A 22,957-nucleotide genomic window follows, 5' to 3' on the forward strand; every position below is an offset into this window, starting at 1 on the left:
CCTTGCCATGATTTATAAAAAGAATGAATGCGATAAGAGCTCGCTTCCATTAAAGCGGATTAAATTTTAAAATAATAAGTCAATTAAATATCATGTTTTACCTCAACAAAAAATCTCTGTATTTACTTATTACATGCACTGCATTTGCATTCTGAGCTGTTACAGAAGATTAAATATCCCGTTCTTGTAGCAGAGGAAATTAAAGATTTCAAGAGGAAAGTCACGACCATCAACAAGAAAAATTGTTAATACAATAGCAGCAATACAGCTAACTCGGCGTCGATAACATAACCCCGCTGAGCTTATAATGAATCCATTTTTAGTTAGCAAGAAGCAATCAGGCCTACCTCTCAATTGGCCAACAAACCAAGATATTAGTATACTACTATATAACTTGCTTACAACATTGGGCATGTATGCAAGAATATTATTAAGGTGAAGGCTGCAATCAATTACGCAGCAGAAAAAATAAAATTAGCTTGTTATCATAAAAATATTGCTAATCAGTCCATGATTCACTATATATTTTATCCTGTATAGATTTAAATTCTCTAGAGAAAAGCGGTACTAATAATAGCATTATGATACTTAGAAACATGCTAAGTACAGCACTTTGACATGTAAACACGCCAAAGTAAAAAATATTTCTCCATGTGCCAGAGACCATCGAACATACGGAGTAAAATGCCACAACCAATTCACCACGCACTAAAAGGAACGCCAATGCTTTGGTCTTTTATGGCAGTAGTTTTCTCGGGATGGCTATATGTGGACGCTTCTTACCGGGGGCCGGTCTGGCAGAAATGGCTATTTCAACCCATAACTTTGCTATTGCTACCAACTCTAGCCTGGGAAGCACCGAACCTCACTGCAAGTGGGTATCTGATTATCCTCGGCTTACTTTCCACACTCATTGGAAACACGATTTTGATGGTGTCCAGTAAACGAACACTGCACGCTATAAGCGCGTTTTTTTTCTCTCATCTTCTGTATACCATTGCTTTTGCTAAGCATATTACGCTATCAGCGTACTGGCCACTTCCGCTCGCGCTTCTTATCGTCGGCATCGCCATAAGTATGATGCTTTGGCCTCGACTTCAGAAATCACGCTGGCCTATTGTCACCTATATTGGTATTACACTGTTGATGATATGGGTCGCAGGCGAAGAATATATCCGCCTCGGTGATGACTACAGTATCTCACTGCTTCTGGGTACCATGTTGCTGGGAACAGCCGCGGGGGTATGGTTGATTAACCATTATCGCTATCCATTTAATGCTGCCCGGGGGATAACTGCCGCGTGCTACTTCGCCGGACATTTTCTTATAGTGCGCTCGCTCTATCTGTAATCCCCTATTGCGAAGGGAGTAAAGACGTCAAGACATCGTCGTTACTCCTTTTCGTAATAAATAGCGATAAGGTGGGTGGGCTGTAATCTGTAGTAGTAGAGTATGTTCCATGAACCTGCAAAAAGCCGGAATATCACGAGTGGTTGCCGGATCATCGGTGATGATCAGTAATGTCTGGCCATCCACCATCTTTCGTACAGCTTGACGTATCCTCACGATAGTATCCGGACAGCGCAATCCACTTACATCTAAGGTTTGATCTGCAGCGGTAAGAATATCAAACATGCCGAATTTCCTGTTACTTTTTATGCGAAAACATAATTCATTATTAAGCATGTAGATTCAAAATATCCATAAATCCTTCACGGCGTACCATGATATTTTATGAAGGCATACTGGTTAAAGACGCTGTTAATTATAGAGTAGATTAGTAGAATCTCAATGTTTTACTAAAATCCATCTGGCTCTTTCAGATGTTTTAATAAACAAATGTAATACCTGATCACCACCTGCCTTTCAGATAGGTCATAGGTTGAAATAATGATAATCGAATTTATATTTCGGTTGATGAATTACGGGTAGACATCCTAAAAAATTTTATCTATTTCTTATCATGATCTTTTGTAGTTTTAACAAATATAAATAGGAAGTTGCTGCCTGAGCTTAAACAAAAAACTCTAATATATTCACTACAATTGATTTTTAAAGGAAAATAAAAAACTCAATATAACAGTGAACAATCTTTATCTAGATAAAGATTGTTCACTGTCACTTTTTTAGAAAAAATTACTAGCAGATGGATTAGCAAAGTAATTTTAAATACTGTACAATCACTTGGAGTTAAATACTCCTATAAAATCCATGATTCATTCTAAATCTAGCAACATTTACCTAAAGTAAATCTAAGATTATTCCTTACCTAAAATGATTGATTTTAGAATGTATCGTTACCTGGCTACAACACGCCTCTTGCATGACGTTAATGTCTTTAAGACATATCGTTCGCATTAATTTTTTACCATGAATCAACCTAAGCAAGGAGAGTTAATATAACCACTCAGATTTTAAAAATCAAAAAAAACTATTTATATAGTAACAGATACTCTTGTTATGTCTTTAATCTGTTTTTTCCTCCTGTCCTCTTCCTACCCCTCTTAGCTATCTAAATTGATTAAAAATCATAATTTTTATTATGCACGTATTCAAACCAATAGAAAAGATGCAATTAGTAATTACTATGTAAGTCAATCCTTTAAAATCACAACTTAGAAAAATCCCCTGTTACTTTTCCACGCAGTTAAGTACTCAATAAATTTCAACAAAACCCTCCGCATATCACGGTATAAATAGCATCTCTAGACTCCAACATAATATCATTCTCAATAAAGTTCCAGAAAATAATTTGGGTGGAATTATTTTTTAAATTCACTTAACATAGGAATTTAAGAGTATCATGCCAATATTCCCCTTTATTCAATCCAAAAAATTACAGTAATTTCTCCACCAATCTAGAGCACCTCCCTTTAAGTTCTCTCTCAGGCATAGCACCCCTCTTCGCCAGAACCATTACCCCACCTTAGATCTCTACTGCTCAGGAGCGAGAGGGAGGTGATGGACATCGGCACTATTCGGCGAGAAAGAAATCTTTCAAATCTAAAATTTTACGATCTACATAGGAACATTGGCTTACCCAACTCGTAAAACTCGATTTTAGGGATTGCGTTCGCTAATATTAGTGGCCACCATCCTGCACCAGCTCCATTTAAGACTAGAGTATCTTGGACTATAAGAATTACCATCACTTATGATCCAGGAAACTATTGGAATAAAATTCCATCTCAACGTGCTATAGACGCACATACCACGATAACCCTACGTCGTAATGAAGACACACGCTAAAATCGTCTATACTACAGCAGTATCCCAGACACATGGCACGGCTAAGAGCAATAGAGGTTTTAATTTATACTTGACGAAAGTTCTTCTGAATCCTATTCACTACTCTTCCCTAGTATACAAAGATATAGATATTTCTCTTATCTTAATAATATATCCTCGCCATCCATTTATCCTATTCTAGTAAAAATTGGGTAAATAAACTGAAGGGACCTAGAAAATTAGCCTAGCATCTCATACTAAGAAATGTATCCCTCATCACGCTCTGTTCCCAGAGCTCACCAGCTGAACTACCTGGTCTATAAGAATTTTCTCTTGAATTATTTTACTATGTTTAATCAATAATATGTGCACTCTGATGTCCCCAGATCATTATGCCACAAGCTATAGGCCTGATTTTTACTGGCATAAGCCAAGTGAAGTATGAGTTAACTGTCACGATGCGGGTAAGAAGAGTAAAGAGTAATTATATCTTTTTGTATAGCTTACAGCCATCCTGCCCAGCAATAGATAGTACGTATCGACTATGTATGCTAATACCAGTATTACAGCTTAATATATTAAAAACGTGAAAGAGAAGGATTAATCCTGACGGATATAAGGCAGTGGCTTAATAGCCATTACTAGTCTAGAAATGATATAATATATACTTTAATACCAGAGTATGCTTGACCCCCTCTTCGTATAATATCGATTATTCGTGGTCAGGAAGTTTTCCGTTATCTTTTCTGCTCGATTAGACGGAAACTATGTGTAAACGCGGAAGACAGTAATATACTGCAATATGTATTGCGTATAATTCAGATGATATATTTCATCTAGCATTACTTATCTACATCGCTTTACCCATTTCTTCTGATTTACAGCAAAAAGATTAGAATGATATAACCGGTTACTTATTTTCAAGTCGGATTGTTAACCTAGGAAAATACAATATTATAGACCTATATAAATTTAACAATCTTTACCTAAAACTTAATGTAGAAGCATTCTCTTTTCACGACATAATCTGTGAACAACGAGTATAGTGGATAAATGTAATTGACGTATAAAAAATACCGGGTACATCCATTTCAGCATGCATTAAAGAATGTGAAAAACAACACTAATATTTTTAGCTTCGATATCAACATTCACATACTTAAACGTAAAAAACAACACCCATTCCAGTTTAGATATACTTCACACACAATCAAATTTAGATTCTTTAATATAAGAAATCCATGCTTTACTCAGTAGTCATAATAACATCTATTAAAGCAACATTATTAACTATATACATATACATATACATATACATATACAGTATGATAAAACTAATTCAAAAAGACATGTTAAATCATATCGCCAATTCGTTTAATTAGCGCGATATCTTATATACTAAACATAGAAGAACGCCTCTAATTAAGAGATATAACTATTTTTAGTGACCTTCAGGTCTAATACTGAACAGTATATCTCATGATTAACAAATACTTTATATTAATAATAGTTTGTTAAAAACAAAATTTTCAGAGGAAAATTTCCTCTATCGCAATTATAACCTGTTTAAAACACACTGAAAAAAGATAACTACGATTTATCTACTAAACCCCTCTGCTATTATTAGCAATCACATTCTTCCTGGTGGATAGCTAGGAATATTGATTCTTATTTTTAAAAAGTTTTTAAAATCTATTAGTTATAGTAAAAGACGTCTACATACTTGCAGCACCGTATCAAAAATCGTCTACATTAATCATCATACCGTTACTGTTAATAAAATACTTTTAGATACTTCAGTCACTCCTTAGGTAACCCAGGGTTTTACCGATTAATATTCATCTCAGAACCTTAATAAGAGTGTATACAGATGATAGAATTTTCCTTGTAAAGAAAAGGAAAATTAAGACAAACATATTCTTATTTTAGGTATATTTAGATCATGCATCTCAATGTTTCTTTTTACCATAAACTAAATTAAGCATGATGCAATTGAAATGATAGGAATCATAAAATAGCTATCCGTTATAAATAGACACCTTCTTCTAAGCTTACAGTAGTATCATCAATATTAAGTAGCTAAAACGCAACGATGCAAGAATCTCTACTCTCCCCAATAGTAAAAACAATGCTGTTCAGGAGCAGAGATATCTGCTCTTCACTCACTTAATTCCAGCTCTACAAACTTTTTTTAAAAGATCCTAACCTTATTTCTACTCTCCAATCACAACGATTGAAAGATTATATACAAATGATCATTAATAACTTTAGCTCTAGACGCATGGAAATGTGGCTTTGTATTAGTCTACAATGTGATCCTGGCAGATTTCTGGATAGCAACACTATAAATGAAGTGGTAATTTTTTTTAAAGAAGAAAATAGCATAAACACACAAGTCTAAGTCTATTTTTATATTTAAAATACACACTTATTACATCTGGATAAGTATTTATAGGCAATCGATAGAGCTTACTGAAATTTATATACCTATCTGACACGAAAAATCATCTTTGTTTTGCAAATCCAATACGATGGATTACCAAAATATTTGATGGAATAGACACCGCTAACTAGAGGTGCCTATAAGTTCTGATAGTAATAATTCTTATATCTTCGTCTCTCGCTTCTCTAAAATAAAAAAAGGCGATATCAATTTTTCACGATCGTGTTTTTGTAAGAAAAATTACACACACTTAACCTTAACACCAGAGTCACGTAAATTATCCAGCAATAAACATCTCCGACTTGGAAACCTATAGCCAATTTTTTCGTTTAAAATACAAATACGGCGCTAGCCCAGCTAAGATCATTAATATGATCGCACTGGGATACCCAAAAGGCCATTTAAGCTCCGGCATGAACTCGAAGTTCATGCCGTAACTTGATGCCACCAGTGTTGGTGGCAAAAAAACCACAGACACCACTGAGAAGATCTTGATAATACGATTCTGTTCAATATTAATAAATCCCATTGCCGCCTGCATCAGGAAGTTTACTTTCTGAAATAGAGATTCATTATGGGGGAGTAGCGATTCGATATCACGTAGAATCTCTCTTGCCTGCTCTAGCTGTCCTGCCGGAAGGCGAGCTTTTCGCACAAGAAAATTCAAGGCTCGCTGGCTATCCATCAGACACAGCCTTACCTTCCAGCCTACATCCTCCAGCGCAGCAAGCGTAGAAAGGGCATTGTCATACTCATCGCCTTGGTGCCCCTCCATAATAACCAAACTTAACGCCTCCAGATCACTATAGATATTCTCAATAGCATCTGCTAACTGCTCGATTTTTGTCTCGAATAAATCCAGCAGCAATTCATAAGCATTAGCATCAATGAGCGTCTGACTTCGAGTACGCATTCGGTACAGGCGAAATGCTGGTAGTTCTCGCTCACGCAAGGTATAAAGTCGACCATCACGGATGGTAAATGCTACGGTAGCATTACCAACATGGTCTTCCGCATCAGCGTAAAAAAAGAAGGAATGTATATGGAGCCCATCCTCATCTTCAAAAAATCGGGCCGATGCCTCAATATCCTCCAACTCAAGACGTGTCGCCAAGCTCTGCCCTAGCTCGTGATGCACCCGCTCACGTTCATCATCAGCAGGATCAATTAAATCCACCCATACTGCTTCAGGTAAAGTTCCCAGCTCATCGATGTCAAGACGCGATAACTGATGGTTTTCTAGTTGAAATGCCTTAAGCATAAACCCTCGTTTCCTTTACGGTAACTAAATGGGAAACGCACTAGATCGTAGAAAGACGGGGTGAGCAATAATCACCGTTAAGTTTCAGATCGTTCAAGATCAGACTCTGCGCGCCGCTAACTGTAGGTCGCTGACAACCACGGAGGTAGCTTTATTAGTTGCATCTGATAAATTAGTTATTAAGCTAACATATACTAAGGGTCTCCAAGAGACCCACTACTACGAGTAGTGCGCGCATGTGACGCTGATAAGAAAAAGACTGTCAATATATGAAAAAACGTTTGACTATTTTCAAGTTAAATATACGACATACGGAAGTATTAAAGATACTTCAAATAGACATTAATACCTCACTTTTTTAACAAAATCTATCAGCGGGTATATTGCTACTACTTTCCATCTTAACCACTGTATTCACCTAAAATGTTAGGTGATGTACTTTTCTCAGTAAGGGGGCACTCACTATCGTTCTCCTTGAGAAAAATCCCCATCGGATAATAAGTGCTTGGATAACTCACATTAGCGCGCATATGTACTTCTTCTATACATGATAACGGAAGTTCGGCGATAAAACGCGATGCCTGATGGCATACTTCTTTCCCGTATACTCGGCGAGTCTCCGCATAAGTGATAGTTAGTTTTTTCATCGCGCGTGTAAGGCCAACATATGCAAGACGACGCTCCTCTTCTAATCGAGATCGTTCATTTAATGACATATGACTGGGAAATATTCCTTCTTCCATACCGACAATAAAAACATGTTTAAACTCAAGCCCTTTGGCAGCATGCAATGTCATTAATTGCACAGCATCTTGATAGGTATCAAGTGGGTCTTCCTTGGCCTCCAAGGAAATGTGAGAGAGAAAAGCGTGCAGTGGTAACTGCTTCCGATCTGCATTGATATAATGGAACTGGCAGCTAGCAGTGACTAACTCTTCAAGATTTTCAATACGAACCTGACTTTTTTCACTTCTTTCCCGCCTGTACATATTCCAAAGACCAGAGTTCTTGATCACTTGATCAGTTTGCATACCTAATGATAAAGCTGCCGTTTCTTTCTCCATTTTATTAAGCAATTCTAAAAATTGCTGCAAAGCAGAGGCAGCGCGACCAGATAACAGATTCTCTGAAAGTAACGCCCAACTGGATTGCCACAGCGTTAACTTTCGATTACGGGCAGTGTTCCGTACTACGTCAAGAGTACGATTACCAAGTCCGCGAGGTGGCATATTTACGACCCGTTCATATGCTGTATCATCATTACGGTTAGCAATAAGACGCAAATAGGCAATTACATCCTTGATTTCCTGGGATTCAAAAAAGTGTGTACCGCCATAAATACGATAAGGTAGACCTATCTGCACTAATATCTCTTCAAAAATACGCGACTGAGCATTACTCCGATATAGGATAGCGCAGTCTTTAAGCGCTCCGCCTTTCTGTTGATTCATCTTAATCTGATGAATCACAAAACGAGCCTCATCTAATTCGTTACAAGCACAGTACAAGGTAATTGGGTCACCTTCTGCATCTTTTGTCCATAATTTTTTACCTAGCCGGAATCCGTTGTTAGCAATAAGGGTATTGGCCGCTTGGAGAATATTACTAGTAGAACGGTAATTTTGCTCTAGACGTATAGTCTGTGCTTTAGGAAAATCTTCTAAGAATCGTTGAATATTTTCTACCCGTGCCCCACGCCAGCCGTAAATCGACTGATCATCGTCGCCGATGATCATCATATTACTATTATTACTAGCTAAAAGACGGAGCCAGGCATACTGAATTTGGTTAGTATCCTGGAATTCATCCACCAGGATATTAGTGAAACGTGCGCGATAATGGCATAAAACATATGACTTATTTTTTAGTAATAACTCATAACCCCGTAGCAGCAATTCAGAAAAATCTACCAATCCAGCTCGATCACACGCTTCTTGATAGGTTTGATAGATACGTTGCCAGGTAGAATCGAGCAAATTACTGGAACCTGTTAATCCCTGAGGGCGTAACCCCTTATCTTTTTTACTACCGATATACCACATCGCCTGGCGCGATGACCACTGTTTGTCATCTAAATTCATCGCGCGTATAAGTCGTTTTAACAAACGCAACTGATCCTCATTGTCAATAATTAAGAAATCCGGCGGCAAGTTGACATCCTGATAGTGGGCGCGTAACAAGCGATACGCGAGTCCATGAAAAGTACCAATCCATATTCCGCTCTGCTTAGACCCTATAAGCTGTTGAATACGCTTTCGTATTTCCGCTGATGCTTTATTAGTAAACGTCACGGCCAGCACCGAATCAGGAGAGTGGTTTTCAACTGATAAAAGCCAGGCAATACGATGTACCAGAACTCGAGTTTTACCACTACCAGCACCGGCTAATACTAGTAACTTACCACACGGCGCTGCCACAGCTGCTTGTTGCTTGTCATTCAATCTGTTAAGTAAATCAGAAGCATCCATAGATAAGCCTTTAACATTTAAAATGATAAGGAATGGCATATACAATCGAAAAAACGATCAATTAAACTCTGGAAAGAGAGTGTTGATATATTTAATATTCGACTAATTTTCTTTTATTTTTTTTATAGCTTGAGAGCTAACTAAGCTAGAATGCTGTTACTGACGCTATTTAAATTAACAACAACGTCTCTATATCAAAAGAAGAACTTTTATATACTATCCTAAGTTTATTTTACTACCTCAGCTTCTTAATACTGGCCATTTTCCCCAGCGTGGTCTATAGTGGTAAACTCATAGTCATATGCATTTTATATTAAAAGAGAACCATTTTTTATGAAACAATCTGCCTTTCCCACTTAGCACCGCTGTTGATGCCCGCGTAACCGTCTTTCAGTGAGTTTATAAACGCTAGCTATGTGATCGATTTCTCGGTTAACGCAAGTAACGTGATATTCGAAACCCCATAATTAATATGATATGTTTCTAAAACTCGTTGTCTGAATATTCACCCATTCCAAAGTTACGTTATGCATATGTAGGCATTATAGAAAGCAAAAAGCTTTTCTTTTGATATAAAAGCTGCATTTTTGCCTTTAAAGCTGTACCCAAGATTCAATCACGCAGAATATTATCTTTATATTCTTTACTGACTCGGATTTGTCAATTCCATGTAAGTATGTAGTTAATTATACTAATTCTCTATTATGTCTTGGACAGCAGTCTAGTTGTTTGAAAAAAGCGAAAAATGTTTCATAAACTGCAATAGATTTTAAGCTCTCATTGTAATCTTCAACTCTATTATTTCTCTAGAAGTTTGACAGATGTTGTAATAGAGCTAAAATACTGCGCTATACAGTTCTGCGCACTAGAGATATTATCGAATATCATATGGATAAAACTTGATTACATATACACGCGTAGGCGATACATTTTAATTTGTATTAAAATTGAGAATGGCATAATTCATGCTAATAAAAATTATTTCATTTCGTTTTAAATTTTTAAACGATATAATATATTCATACATTAATTATATCATACTTTCATACTCTATCCTCTCAATTTTTTACTATCTGCTTAGTTTTATTTTAATTACCTACCGTATATCGAAGTGAATGAAAATCTAAGTCTGATTAAGAGCAGCGCGGTTTTAGAATAAAATTGATACTTATCTCCTACACTTTAAGAGTAAGCAAAACATTTTACAGAAACCATTATGGCTTTCTGTAAAGCGATAGCTTAATTTATAAAATTAGGGAACATAGTAGTAATGAATCTCATTATTTTTTTCTATTTAAAATCATCACTATTAAAATGCTATACCGCTAACTTATAATAGATGTAGGTTTTACTCTACACCTAAATTTTAAGGCGGATTACATAGATAAATATCTCTATCAGTAACTACTAACTCACGAAAGAAAGATAAGCGCTAAAATCATTTAGCGCTTATCTAGGATAAGATGCCTCACACACTAATTTAAATTACCAGTATTTTTTTAATACAGCCACAGATATTGTTCTCATAATGATCGCTGAAGCCAGATAATTTATCTATTACAGTTAATCTTTGTTATAAGAAATCCATCAGGGATGCTAATCGCGAAATTTCCAAATGCGGTAACAGACGTGTATTTGCGACTAGTGCGATATTAGCACCTCGATCGTTAATCCAGCAGGCTTGCATACTACAACAGATAGCTCCGATGATATCCGTCTCTAAATTATCACCTACATGTAAAATGCTTTGTAGGGGTACATTTAGAAGTTCTGATGCCGTATAGAACATGTCTGGGTAAGGTTTAGCGCGACCAGCCTGACCAGCATATAAAATATAACGGAAATAACCAGCTAATCCACAGGCTGAAAGAGAAGCATTACCATTACTAATCGCTACCAGCGGCCAGCGCGCACTGAGTGCTGATAACGTATAGTGGGTTTCTGCTGGTACGTCAATCTGACTTCGCCAGCACAGAACTACCTCCATAGCAACATTTGCACCGATGCGCGCCTCTTTCTGACTCAGCCCAGCATTACACATCGCCAGCTCCATCGAACACCGGCGCCATTTTCCTACATCGTGACAAATCTCCGGCTCGCGCTGTCTTAGCTCATATCGAAAACGCTTGTAGTCTTCCTGTTCTAAATTTCGTAGTGCAGGATGATATCGCTTTAAAAACTGCAGAGACTCGTACTCGGTACGAGTAATGACCGGTCGATTATCATAAAGGGTATCATCAAGGTCGAAAGTGAATGCGCGAATCTGGCGAAGAGGACGATAAAAATACATCAGATTTTTTCTTGTTGAGGCCTAAATTCTCTGGCATCATATACATACTACACCAGATGAAGTAGTAGGGGCTCGGTGCTCCTGTTATAGTCAAGCCTAACCAACATCTATCACTGAGTGATAGATGTTATACATATGGTGTATCACATCGATAGCTATCGCTTGATTTTAATGGAAAAGTTTAAATTTTCTCTCTACTTATACACTAACACTTCGATAGTGGATAGTCAAACTCCATAAACAGATTTTGATTATCCACTATATTAACATTTTATATCTTCGGTAGTCACAAACCGTAAAAGGGGAAAAAATACTATGAACACTGGGCTATTACCTCAACTTTTAGCAATTTTCGCCTCCTCTAAACCAACAATGGAATGTGACTCCACTCCAGTTGCTACACTTCCATCACCCCCCATCCTCCTCGTATCAAGATCCCCGTGATCAGATTATATTGATCATGGATTTTTCATATCTTCCGGAGCACCATAGTATTACTGTATAGCTGGGGATAATGGCGTGATTAATTACCATAATAATAGTGTAGTGATCTTGAAAGGACTATTTATAAAAATGACACATCTTGGTAGGCTATAATAAGTGTGATCTGAGAGAAATAAAGATAGTCAGGAAGCTCTCCGACTTACCCATACAATTCGAGTATTATTCACCTAGTGGATAAAATAATGATAGCCTTAATTATAACACTTAATTTGAAACGGTGTATGTAACCTTCTGAATTATATGTCACTCCTAATGCGCAAGCCAATAAGATTTCTGTAACGTGCTTTAATTCGTTATTATGGAGAAGAGACTTCTCTACATAGGAGCAAAATAACATTATTCATTCATATTTATTATCTATCTATTACATTAAAACGTAGTAGCAATGCTCTACTCCTTGAAGTAAGCATAAAAACAATGAATTGGACATAAGATTATGATCTGCTTTATAATATACATAAAACAATCCGAGTAAAGCAGCAAAGATGACAGAATTCATTTCAATCTTTACTCAATCTCCACTCCTTATATCATAGATGAATCACTCCATCATAGATATGAGTAGCTGGTCCGCTCATATACAGCGGATGACCAGGTCCGCGCCAACTGACAGCTAGTCGACCACCAGGAAGATCAACCCGAACCTGCTCCGCTAGCTTCCCCTGTGAGATCCCTACTGCGACTGCAGCACAAGCACCGCTACCACAGGCCTTTGTTTCACCGGCACCCCGTTCATAGACGCGAAGAGTAATATGACCGCGGTTTAACACTTGCATGAAACCGATATTAGCCCGTTCAGGAAAACGCTCATGATGCGCTAATACCGGACCAAGTTTCTCAACCGGAGCGCTATCCGCACCAATCACACAGTGTGGGTTTCCCATAGACACTACGCCACATAAAACGGTCTGTTCTCCCGTATTTATCATATAGCTTTTCTCAATTCTGGGTGCAAGAAATGGAATGTTCTTCGGATCAAAATTCGGCTCGCCCATATTCACACGGACCATATCGTCTTCGGTAATGGTTAATACCATACGTCCTGCCTGGGTACTAACGTAGATATCACGTTTATTAATTAGATTTTTCATCTGTACAAAACGGGCAAAACAGCGAGCCCCATTACCACATTGCGCAACCTCGCTGCCATCAGAATTAAAAATCCGATAATGAAAATCCAATTCCGGATCATAGGGCGGTTCTACTAGCAACAATTGATCAAATCCCACGCCGTAATGACGGTCTGATAGACGGCGAATTATTTCAGACGAAAAAAAGACATTTTGCGTAACGGCATCCACGACCATAAAATCATTACCAAGACCGTGCATTTTAGAGAATTTCATGTTTCACTCCCTTGAGTAGCCGATAACGCACCTACTAGATAGATAGGGATCTGTATTACAATTGCGGTTATTCAATCCCAACAATAGAATCTCTTCTAATGTTACTGCTAGGTAAGACTCGCTGTATTAGAGAGTCAATTAAGAACGGCGTGCTTGTTAGATGACGCTGTTGTTCACGTTTATCCGTTTTTTCTATCACAGGAAAATCAATAGGGCCTTTTAGGCCGCATCCATAGAGTCCCAGAATTATCAACCTCACTATTATATAACGCAATGTGTTTTTCATTTTTCTGATTACCTATCTCGTATTTATCCCCGCTCTCTGTGAGGAGACTTAGGATATAAAAAGTATCCATCAACCTCATCTGAAAATAAGGCGGCACAGAATATCTAGTAATCAGGCCATCACCAGTAGTGTATTTTTTAAAACATTCACTTTTAACGGTGATCTTCATGTTTTTTAAAATATAATATCGGGGTTACTATCTAATACTGCTTAAGGCGGTGCTTGTTTTTATTAGTATCGATGTAAGATGTTCTCAACCACTAAACTAGAACAAAAAGAGTTTTCTTACAAAAACGCCAAAACTCTCCTTTCCTTGTGCTGAGAGGAGGCTTACTAACAAAACAATCTTTTATGTTCCTTTTTATTTATTCATTAGTACCAAAGAGTCTCCCAATCGGAGATGCGCTGGCTTAAAATTACGATGAAGTATTGTAATATCGACGAGTATCTTTACCTTCATTGAAAGGGATAACAATACATTAAATCACACTATTCCCTCCCAAAAAAAAGATAGCATGACAATATTTCATTTCGAATTCATCAAGATACTATATGTTTATATGTAAACATTTGGCTGATATATTTTAACAAATTGAGATTTTTCTATCTCCTTCACTTTATGAATATACTGCACTCCGCGTTATATCTTACTAACAGTAATCAAGCTCACTAAGATACCGTACAATACAGAAAACCATCGTGATCGCTAAAAGATTCTCAATCGGTAGAAAAATTTTCTCGCAAAGGACCCATATAAGGTTTTCTAAAAACATAATGGGATCGTCTGTAGAAAAATAGGAAATTTATCCATAATACTTAACAACATTATATATTGTACTTGTAAGGAATAATCGCAGGGTGCTTGCCAATAATATTTATATAAAGTGTATGCATATTAACGTGGCAGTTTCCTCAAATGAAGTTCTAATCTCGAGAATAATCACTACTAGTCATGAAGAACAACCATCATGATTTTTTCTCTTCGCCAATATGTTTTCTGATCTATCTATTTAAAAATTCAGTTAAGCCTAATCAACGCTATATCATGCAGTACCAAATTACTATTCCTCATATATACATCTAAATAACAACTAACAATACCAAAAAACAGCACCCTCACTCTAAGTTATAAAATTCACTGATTCCAAAAATATAACTTAGTTATACTCATGTATAAAATTTACATAAAATAACCCGGCAGATTACATCTAAAACATGAGTAGCTGAATAAACTAAAGAAGCTGTCCCTGTAAATCACGTATTCGCTTCTGGTAAAGCGCTAAAGATCACATTATAGTGCTAGATGCTATTGAAAAAGAAATATTTATTTAATCAATCTTAGGGACTAAGATTTCATATATTCATGAAAACCCAACAAAAAAATTTAAAATAAAACTATTTAAAACTATTGAAAAAACCGCACGGGTTTCTCTAGTTCATTACTACAGCCACTTTCAAGTTCTACAGGCGTTCGGATTAAAACATTAATAACATCTACTCTGAAGTTTTACTTTAATCAACCGGTCTTACGCGATAAAATAAGGCAGATAAAAATATAGTATCACTACAATAGAATATCCTTCAGAAACATCCTCTACAAATCACGGGGATAAAAAGGCTAACTGTAGCCTCGACACCCCATACGGTCGAGGGGTACTGCTCTATCAGCTTTCCATGAAAATAAAACGGAATCATGATACTCTGATAATGTTATGGGTAGCAGGGAGAAGAAAGTTTTATCAACGAGCGCTTGAAGCACCAACCAACCGGGGTCAAATTTTTTATTCATGACACATGTGGTAGTTTGGCGTCACTTCACAAACAAGTAGAATAAACAGTTATTTAATCTCGGCAACGGTGAATGAATGCAAAACGATAAAGATCTTTCCACTTGGGGGACCTTCCAGCGCCTCTGGCCAATGATTTCACCTTTCAAAATAGGTCTGATCTTCGCGGTGATTGCCCTGATTCTCAATGCCGCTAGCGATACCTTTATGCTATCGCTACTTAAACCATTGCTAGATGAAGGGTTTGGAAAAACTAACAGCAACATTCTGGTCTGGATGCCTCTTATAGTTATCGGTCTAATGGTTCTTCGCGGTATCAGCAGTTTTTTTTCCAGCTATTGCGTATCCTGGGTGTCTGGCAAAGTAGTCATGAACATGCGATGCCGACTATTTAATCACATGATGGACATGTCAGTATCTTTTTTCGATCAGCAGTCTATTGGCACTCTGCTTTCACGCATTACCCATGATTCCGAACAGGTGGCTTCTTCATCATCCGGCGCATTAATTACTGTAATACGTGAAGGAGCCTCGATTGTTGCTCTTTTTGCGATGATGTTTTATTACAGCTGGCAGCTATCGCTGATTTTAGTAGTCATTGCGCCCCTCGTCTCCTGTGTTATTCGGGTAGTATCGAAACGATTTCGCCAAATTAGTCAAAGAATGCAAAACACCATGGGGCAAGTTACCACTAGCGCTGAGCAAATGTTAAAAGGGCATAAAGAAGTGCTAATTTTTGGTGGTCAAACAGTAGAAAACGAACGTTTTAACAACGTTAGCAACCACATGCGCCAACAGAGCATGAAAATGGTAGCCACCTCTTCTCTCTCAGATCCGATAATTCAGTTTATCGCGTCCCTTGCACTGGCTTTTGTTTTATATGCTGCTAGTTTCCCTTCCGTAATGGAAACTTTAAGTGCAGGTAGCATTACTGTCGTATTTTCATCAATGATTGCTCTAATGCGACCACTCAAATCTCTCACCAACGTTAATGCGCAGTTTCAACGGGGGATGGGTGCCTGCCAACCTCTATTTGCTATTCTTGATATGGAAACTGAAAAGGATGAAGGTACACTAAACGTTGAGCGCGTCAAAGGTGAAATTATTTTCCAGAACGTTACTTTCGCCTATCCAGGAAAACAGACACCTTCTCTATATAACATTAACTTGACTATTCCTGCAGGTCATACGATGGCCTTAGTCGGACGTTCCGGTTCTGGTAAATCAACTATAGCCAACCTATTCACACGTTTTTATGATATCCAACAAGGAAAAATCTTGCTAGATGGTACTGATTTGCGCGCCTATAAGCTCACTTCACTGCGTAATCAGATGGCATTAGTTTCCCAAAACGTGCATTTATTTAACGATACTATCGCTAATAACATCGCTTACGCCTGTAAGACAACCTACTCAAGAGAGCAGGTTGAAAATGCAGCAAGAATGGCTCATGCAATTGATTTTATTAAGAAAATGGAAAATGGATTAGATACGGTAATAGGTGAAAATGGCATCTCGCTCTCCGGAGGTCAACGTCAACGCATTGCAATTGCACGCGCTTTATTACGTGATTGTCCGATCTTGATCCTCGATGAAGCTACCTCTTCACTTGATAGTGAGTCCGAACGAGAAATTCAAAAAGCTCTGGATACTCTTCAGAAAAATCGCACCTCCCTAGTGATTGCGCATCGCCTGTCTACCGTTGAAAAAGCTGATGAAATTCTGGTAGTGGAAGAGGGGAGAATCGTTGAGCGCGGCAATCATGAAGAACTACTATCTCGCCAAGGAGGTTATGCCCAGCTCCATAGATTACAGTTTGGTCAATGATTACTCGAATCTGGTCTGGAGCCTCAGCGATCTATTTACTATTACTACCCCTTTCTTGGCTATATGGTTTAATTACAGGGTTGATCCGATATAGCTACCGTCATGGCTGGCGAAAAGTTTTTTGCTTTCCATTACCTATTGTAGTGATAGGTAATCTAACCAGCGGGGGTAACGGTAAAACACCAGTGGTGATATGGTTAGTAACGCAACTTCAGAAACGCGGGTGGCGAGTCGGAGTGGTTTCACGAGGCTATGGCGAACGTGCAGAACACTATCCCTTAATACTAAACGCTACAACAACCAGCCAGCAGTGCGGCGATGAACCACTCCTAATCTGGCAGCGTACCGGTGCGCCAGTGGCAGTGTCACCACGACGCCCCGAGGCGGTAGAGGCGCTACTGCGAGCACAGCCTCTAGACGTGGTAGTAAGCGATGACGGTTTGCAACATTATGCGCTAGGACGAGATATAGAGTGGGTTGTCATCGACGGTGAGAGTCGATTCGGTAACGGTTGGTGGTTACCCGCCGGCCCTATGCGAGAACGGGCCAACCGCCTACATAAAGTGCAAGCCATCATTATTAACGGCGGAAACGCCCGTTCTGGTGAGGTACAGATGTCACTTGACGCCGGCGAGGTAGTAAATTTACTGAGCGGCGAACGACGCGATATAACTAGTCTAACTCCAGTAGTGGCAATGGCTGGCATTGCTCATCCAATGCGATTTTTTTCCACGATACGAAGAGCTGGAGCATCACCATTGCGAGAAGTGATATTCAGTGATCACAAGACCTACCGACAGGAGATGCTCCGCACACTAGTCAATTCAGATGAACACTTATTAATGACAGAAAAAGACGCAGTTAAATGCCGCCCTTTTGCTCTTACTAATTGGTGGTATTTACCTGTAGACGTACGACTGCCCAGTAACTCAGCAGATATCTTACTAAGATCTATTGAGGAAGTCATTCGGTATACAGCAGCACAGAGCGAAGAATAGGAGTAGAAATATAAACGTATACCTCAGTATACCATCCGCCAAAAAAGAATATCCGCGGAAGCAGATGTTCTAAACCATATCATGGTAGTCATGCGCAGAGGTTCATGGTCTCCGAAAGACTGTATAGAGAGAGATATTTTCATCCCTCCGATTTTTTATTACTCACCATACCATTTTTCTACAGGTAAAACTTTATTTAAGCATTTTTTACTAAAAATGCTTACAATTTAGAATATTATTCCACTCTCTTCTTCATTGAGAAATAACTCAAAAAATATCATCAGAGTTAATACAACTATCATGATGACTTTAGCTCCATGAGATAGATACTCATCATTAAAATCAAAGCCAAATTTAAACAAGTAAACGACCAATAGTACACACAGATATACTTCTCGTTATTCACAGATAACGAGGTCCCCTATTCTACACGCTATACTATATCATTTAGGATAAATAATATATGCTTCTGCATAGAATATGGTTTCTATTGAAAAATTCGTAGAAAAGATTGAAGTTGCATTATAAGATTTGCACGTCAAGATAGCTTCACTACTACCTTTAGTAGTACAGTATTATAAGACGGAATGCGTGCAAGGAATAATTCTTTTCTTTATTTTTACCTTACGTTGGAGTTGCGTTACTTGTAGTAAGTAGTATGCAGCAAGATAACCAACCTGTAACAGGTTAATTACCGTTAGAATATATGTATATTGAGTACATTAATATATGTCGTATTAACCAGATTCTAAAACAGTATAATAAAAAAATTATTCACGTCTCAATTTTATTTAACAGTGTTTTTTGATTTATATAAAGATATACATTTTTAAAAAAACGTATAACACCGATAAAAAATTCTTTTTTTTCAATGCTTCAATAATATACAATCAACCATCATTAATACTGAGTATTGAGTAGACTGACCCTCTTATGTTAATCAGATCTGAATCTGATTCAACATAAGTAAACAATAAAAGGTTTTATTGCGAAATAAGCAGTGTTTACTGAGTCCGGATACTCTCCTCTTGATTTATTTCTAGCGACGATGCTGAAAATCAACGAGAATACCACGTCTTAGCATAAAATGAATATCGAGTAAAATATAATAGGTGGAGGCTGTGCCAGCGCTATCCCTACACACACATCCCTTGCTATGGCTGCTTCCTTCCGGACCTGACCAAGTTTACAAGATAGTGCTGTAAGAGCCTAACAGAGCCTCCATTGGAGGATTGTTCTAATAAATCTTGTTTCATTATTTATGAAAGTTTAGGTAATTACAAGTCAGATCAAAAAAAAATATTTTTTTCGACTGATAACCGTGATTGAGTTACCATGATACTAATGTAGTAGTAACTCTATGATGATCTAATCATATCTCGTTTTAGTTTTTTTTTAAAAATGAATTTATAAGAAAAATTCTCCATCTCCGATAGAGAATTTTTTACATAGCAAATTCCCTAATAGTTTCTTTGGGGGCTTGTTACTTTTTAAAAATCACAGGTAAGATTTTTTAATATGTTATCGATCATAATGGTATTTCTCAATTGTAACTGAATTTTGTTTAAGCGGTATGACCTCCTTACAGGAGGGACCTTATTTAAGGTAGTTATTACAAGATAGCTTGCGCGCTATATATTCGAAAAAAGTCAAAAAGTTTACTTTTTATCACCAAGCATCATAAACCCAAAAATCAGAGTCACTTTGATGCCTATAAATCACCAGCATTATATAAGAAAGACTTGCTCTACTTTTTTATGAGCTTCTTTCTGGTCATATATTCATTCCCATATCCCTAAAAATCTTGAGTCGTCTCAGATTACTATCTATATCAATCAGTCACAGATTCCCGTAAAGAATTATCATTCTTTATTTAAAATAAAAAACACCACACAAAATCACCTATAAACATGGACGATTTTGTGTAGTAATGAATATTAATGTACACTCATGATCTGTAACTAAAAGTTAGTTTACCGATTTTATCACCCTTGATGCTCTAACTTTGGTATACTTATTAGACACTTATCTATCTTATTAGAAGATTATTAAGAGTAAATATCCAAGACATTTATCTTTTGTCTATTTATATAGAATCTTACCGCATAATTTTAATGCCTTGCTCGCTGCCAATAAGCGCCATATCAGCGGTTCGGCACGCGAATAAACCGACGGTAACACATCCAGGAATGTTATTTATTTTCTCTTCCAGAAACACCGCATCTAAGATTGCAAGATTATGCACATCTAAAATGATATTACCATTATCGGTCACGACACCTTGGCGATAGACGGGAGTCCCCCCCAAACGCACCAATTCACGGGCTACCCAGGCACGAGCCATAGGAATTACTTCAACCGGAAGAGGAAACGTGCCAAGCATATCTACCAGCTTACTAGCATCGGCAATACAGATGAACTCGCGCGCTACAGCCGCGATAATTTTTTCTCGAGTCAAGGCAGCACCCCCGCCTTTAATCATCTGCATTTTCCTGTTAATCTCATCAGCACTATCCACGTAAACATCCACTATACCTATATCATTAAGGTCGAATAATGGAATCCCAAGACTTTTTACTTTCTCAGATGAAGCCTCTGAACTGGAAACTACACCTTCAATTTTCTGCCTAATAGATCCCAGTGCCTCAATAAAGCACGAAGTGGTCGAGCCAGTCCCGACTCCCACAATACTTCCGGGTTGTATATATTGGAGTGCCGCCCAACCCACCGATTTTTTCAATTTACCCTGTATCATGGTCTCTTTTATCCGTGTATAACTCTATGTGGTTAACAGTATAAATTATATCTTTTTAGTAAAAGCTAAAAGATTTCCATAACTACAGATTCAGATAGTTATCTGATAAGATTCATCATTCTATGATGCTTAAACTCGAAGGATCTTTTAAAATCTTAAATCGCCACCCTTATACGATGATAATCAATCATCATTGCATACTTTATAATAATCTTTTCATGTAAGCTGAAGATGGATATGTAAATATAACTTGTAAAAAAGACAAGACATCCTAATAGGATTAGCTAGTCAAAAAATAGACTAGTATTTGTTTTAAAATTAATATTTTTTCTTAATTTTCGATCATGGTTAATTGGATGCAGATCTAGCGAATATCTGAGCGATCTCAGAAGGAGATAACAGAAATTCATGATGAATTTCGAATGTATGTCTCTTATAGAGACAGAAACCTTATATACAATATAAATTCATTAGCCTATATAAAATATATAAAATATATAATATATATAATATATAATCAAAAGCAAATAGCTTAGCTATATCTAAATGCTCACCTATTTTAAAATAGGAAAGAAATAGCGCACAAAGTGCGCTATTTCTGATACATATCAGCACCCTTATTTACGGTAAGGGGTAACTTGGTTATCTAAATGTGAATTAGCACGAACAGAGTCGTCTTTAGCCCCCTCTATGTCTGAGCGCAACACGTTGACATCGCTACTGATCTGATCCGCTTTGGCGTTTAGTGTCTCAACGTCAGAAGATAATTGATCAATTTTAGCGTTGCGAGAGCAACCAGCCAGAAGAGTGGGAATTAAAATTCCCGCTGCTAGTACCAGTTTGGTATGATTCATTATTAATACCCTTGAAATTACGTTACGTGTTATATCGGATCACAAGTATTACACAAACGATTTTTAAATGAGAAAAAATTTTCACGTCGTAATTCAGATTGATTAATTGGACGCTATTCCACTGCAACAGAATACTTTATACTCGTTCAATAAAGCCAATAAGATTATCTCATAATCTTTCATGAATTACAATAGTATTTAATCCGTCTATATTGATAGACCCACTTAGTTATCACATTGAAAATATAGGTATTATTATACTTCCATTTTAAACAGAGCAGTGCTAGCACCCTTATAAAAAATCTTGATACCCCAACTAAATCAGTCGCTTTATACTATGCGTTTGTAGATACAAGGTTGCTCTATAAAAGAGCAGTAACTCACTTCTGCCCATATGAAGTGACTTATCAATAATAGAGCGTTTATGTCCTAACAAACATCTCTGGTGATATTTTTGCTTATCCTTAAGTTACTTTATCATAAAAAACATATCGGGAAGCACTTCATCAGATATTAAACAACAGTCATAAATAGTGGATTCTTATAATTCTCACAAAAAATCACATTTTATGTAATAATAATTTATTTATACATTGTATAATAAATTATACACCTTTGAAAATCTAGATAATTAAAATTAAGTTAACAATCATGATTAATTACTGTACATTAGTAATAATGTTTGTTTCTATTGCCACCCCTCTATCCGAGCGGTAAATGTCCAGATAAAGCTTATTAAAGATCGTAAAGAATATTGTTTTTTTCTTAACACTTTTATATACATCCTCATGTATTAGCATTTTATAGCTAATAAGAAATACTTCGAGTATATCACTCTAGATCTAATATCAGGATATTATCACGCTCATGGTAAAAATATTAGCGCCCACTTTTAAAATTATACTGCAGG

11 protein-coding genes, 1 other RNA gene and 1 pseudogene are annotated in these 22,957 nt (G+C 37.1%); 3 read left to right on the top strand and 10 right to left on the bottom strand.

Features of this window, described 5'->3' with window-relative positions; genetic code table 11:
* Positions 1-159 precede the first annotated feature (159 nt).
* On the bottom strand, positions 160-330 hold the full coding sequence (locus GFK82_RS02890) for a hypothetical protein (RefSeq protein ID WP_226810430.1): 171 nt from the start codon (positions 328-330) through the stop codon (positions 160-162).
* Between the two features lie 393 nt (positions 331-723).
* On the opposite strand from GFK82_RS02890, the gene GFK82_RS02895 reads away from it, so the two are divergent.
* Complete coding sequence (locus GFK82_RS02895) at positions 724-1,350, top strand: lysoplasmalogenase (RefSeq protein ID WP_226811292.1); 627 nt, start codon at positions 724-726, stop codon at positions 1,348-1,350.
* Positions 1,351-1,377: 27 nt separating this feature from the next.
* Here the strand turns inward: GFK82_RS02895 and tusA are convergent, their stop codons facing one another.
* The 6 genes and pseudogenes from tusA to GFK82_RS02925 form a co-directional block, all read right to left on the bottom strand.
* Positions 1,378-1,635, bottom strand: a complete 258-nt coding sequence (gene tusA, locus GFK82_RS02900; protein ID WP_226810432.1) for a sulfurtransferase TusA — start codon at positions 1,633-1,635, stop codon at positions 1,378-1,380.
* 4,346 nt (positions 1,636-5,981) lie between these two features.
* On the bottom strand, positions 5,982-6,932 hold the full coding sequence (gene corA, locus GFK82_RS02905; protein ID WP_226810434.1) for a magnesium/cobalt transporter CorA: 951 nt from the start codon (positions 6,930-6,932) through the stop codon (positions 5,982-5,984).
* A gap of 428 nt (positions 6,933-7,360) precedes the next feature.
* A pseudogene (uvrD, locus tag GFK82_RS02910) lies at positions 7,361-9,400 on the bottom strand (DNA helicase II); the annotation flags it as partial.
* Positions 9,401-10,973: 1,573 nt separating this feature from the next.
* On the bottom strand, positions 10,974-11,690 hold the full coding sequence (yigB, locus tag GFK82_RS02915; protein ID WP_226810442.1) for a 5-amino-6-(5-phospho-D-ribitylamino)uracil phosphatase YigB: 717 nt from the start codon (positions 11,688-11,690) through the stop codon (positions 10,974-10,976).
* A gap of 1,034 nt (positions 11,691-12,724) precedes the next feature.
* Entirely contained in the window at positions 12,725-13,540 is an 816-nt protein-coding gene (gene dapF, locus GFK82_RS02920; RefSeq protein WP_226810447.1) for a diaminopimelate epimerase, read from the bottom strand.
* Positions 13,541-13,607: 67 nt separating this feature from the next.
* The gene (locus tag GFK82_RS02925; RefSeq protein WP_226810455.1) at positions 13,608-13,826 is read right to left on the bottom strand and encodes an LptM family lipoprotein; all 219 of its coding nucleotides are present in this window, start codon (positions 13,824-13,826) and stop codon (positions 13,608-13,610) included.
* 1,865 nt (positions 13,827-15,691) lie between these two features.
* Between GFK82_RS02925 and msbA the strand changes: the two genes are divergently transcribed.
* Positions 15,692-17,440, top strand: coding sequence for a lipid A ABC transporter ATP-binding protein/permease MsbA (gene msbA, locus GFK82_RS02930; RefSeq protein WP_226810457.1), 1,749 nt, complete (start codon positions 15,692-15,694; stop codon positions 17,438-17,440).
* On the top strand, positions 17,437-18,438 hold the full coding sequence (gene lpxK, locus GFK82_RS02935) for a tetraacyldisaccharide 4'-kinase (protein WP_226810458.1): 1,002 nt from the start codon (positions 17,437-17,439) through the stop codon (positions 18,436-18,438). The genes msbA and lpxK overlap by 4 nt, the downstream gene beginning before the upstream one ends.
* 1,119 nt (positions 18,439-19,557) lie before the next feature.
* On the opposite strand, the gene ffs is transcribed toward lpxK, so the two are convergent.
* The 3 genes from ffs to GFK82_RS02950 form a co-directional block, all read right to left on the bottom strand.
* An RNA gene (gene ffs / locus GFK82_RS02940) (signal recognition particle sRNA small type) lies at positions 19,558-19,653 on the bottom strand.
* Between the two features lie 883 nt (positions 19,654-20,536).
* Positions 20,537-21,193: a ribose-5-phosphate isomerase RpiA gene (rpiA, locus tag GFK82_RS02945; protein ID WP_226810461.1), complete on the bottom strand. Its 657-nt coding sequence runs from the start codon at positions 21,191-21,193 to the stop codon at positions 20,537-20,539.
* A gap of 617 nt (positions 21,194-21,810) precedes the next feature.
* Positions 21,811-22,047: a major outer membrane lipoprotein gene (locus GFK82_RS02950; protein WP_226810463.1), complete on the bottom strand. Its 237-nt coding sequence runs from the start codon at positions 22,045-22,047 to the stop codon at positions 21,811-21,813.
* Positions 22,048-22,957: the final 910 nt, after the last annotated feature.

Source organism: Candidatus Steffania adelgidicola, from assembly GCF_020541225.1.
In the GTDB taxonomy this organism is placed as follows: domain Bacteria; phylum Pseudomonadota; class Gammaproteobacteria; order Enterobacterales; family Enterobacteriaceae; genus Steffania; species Steffania adelgidicola.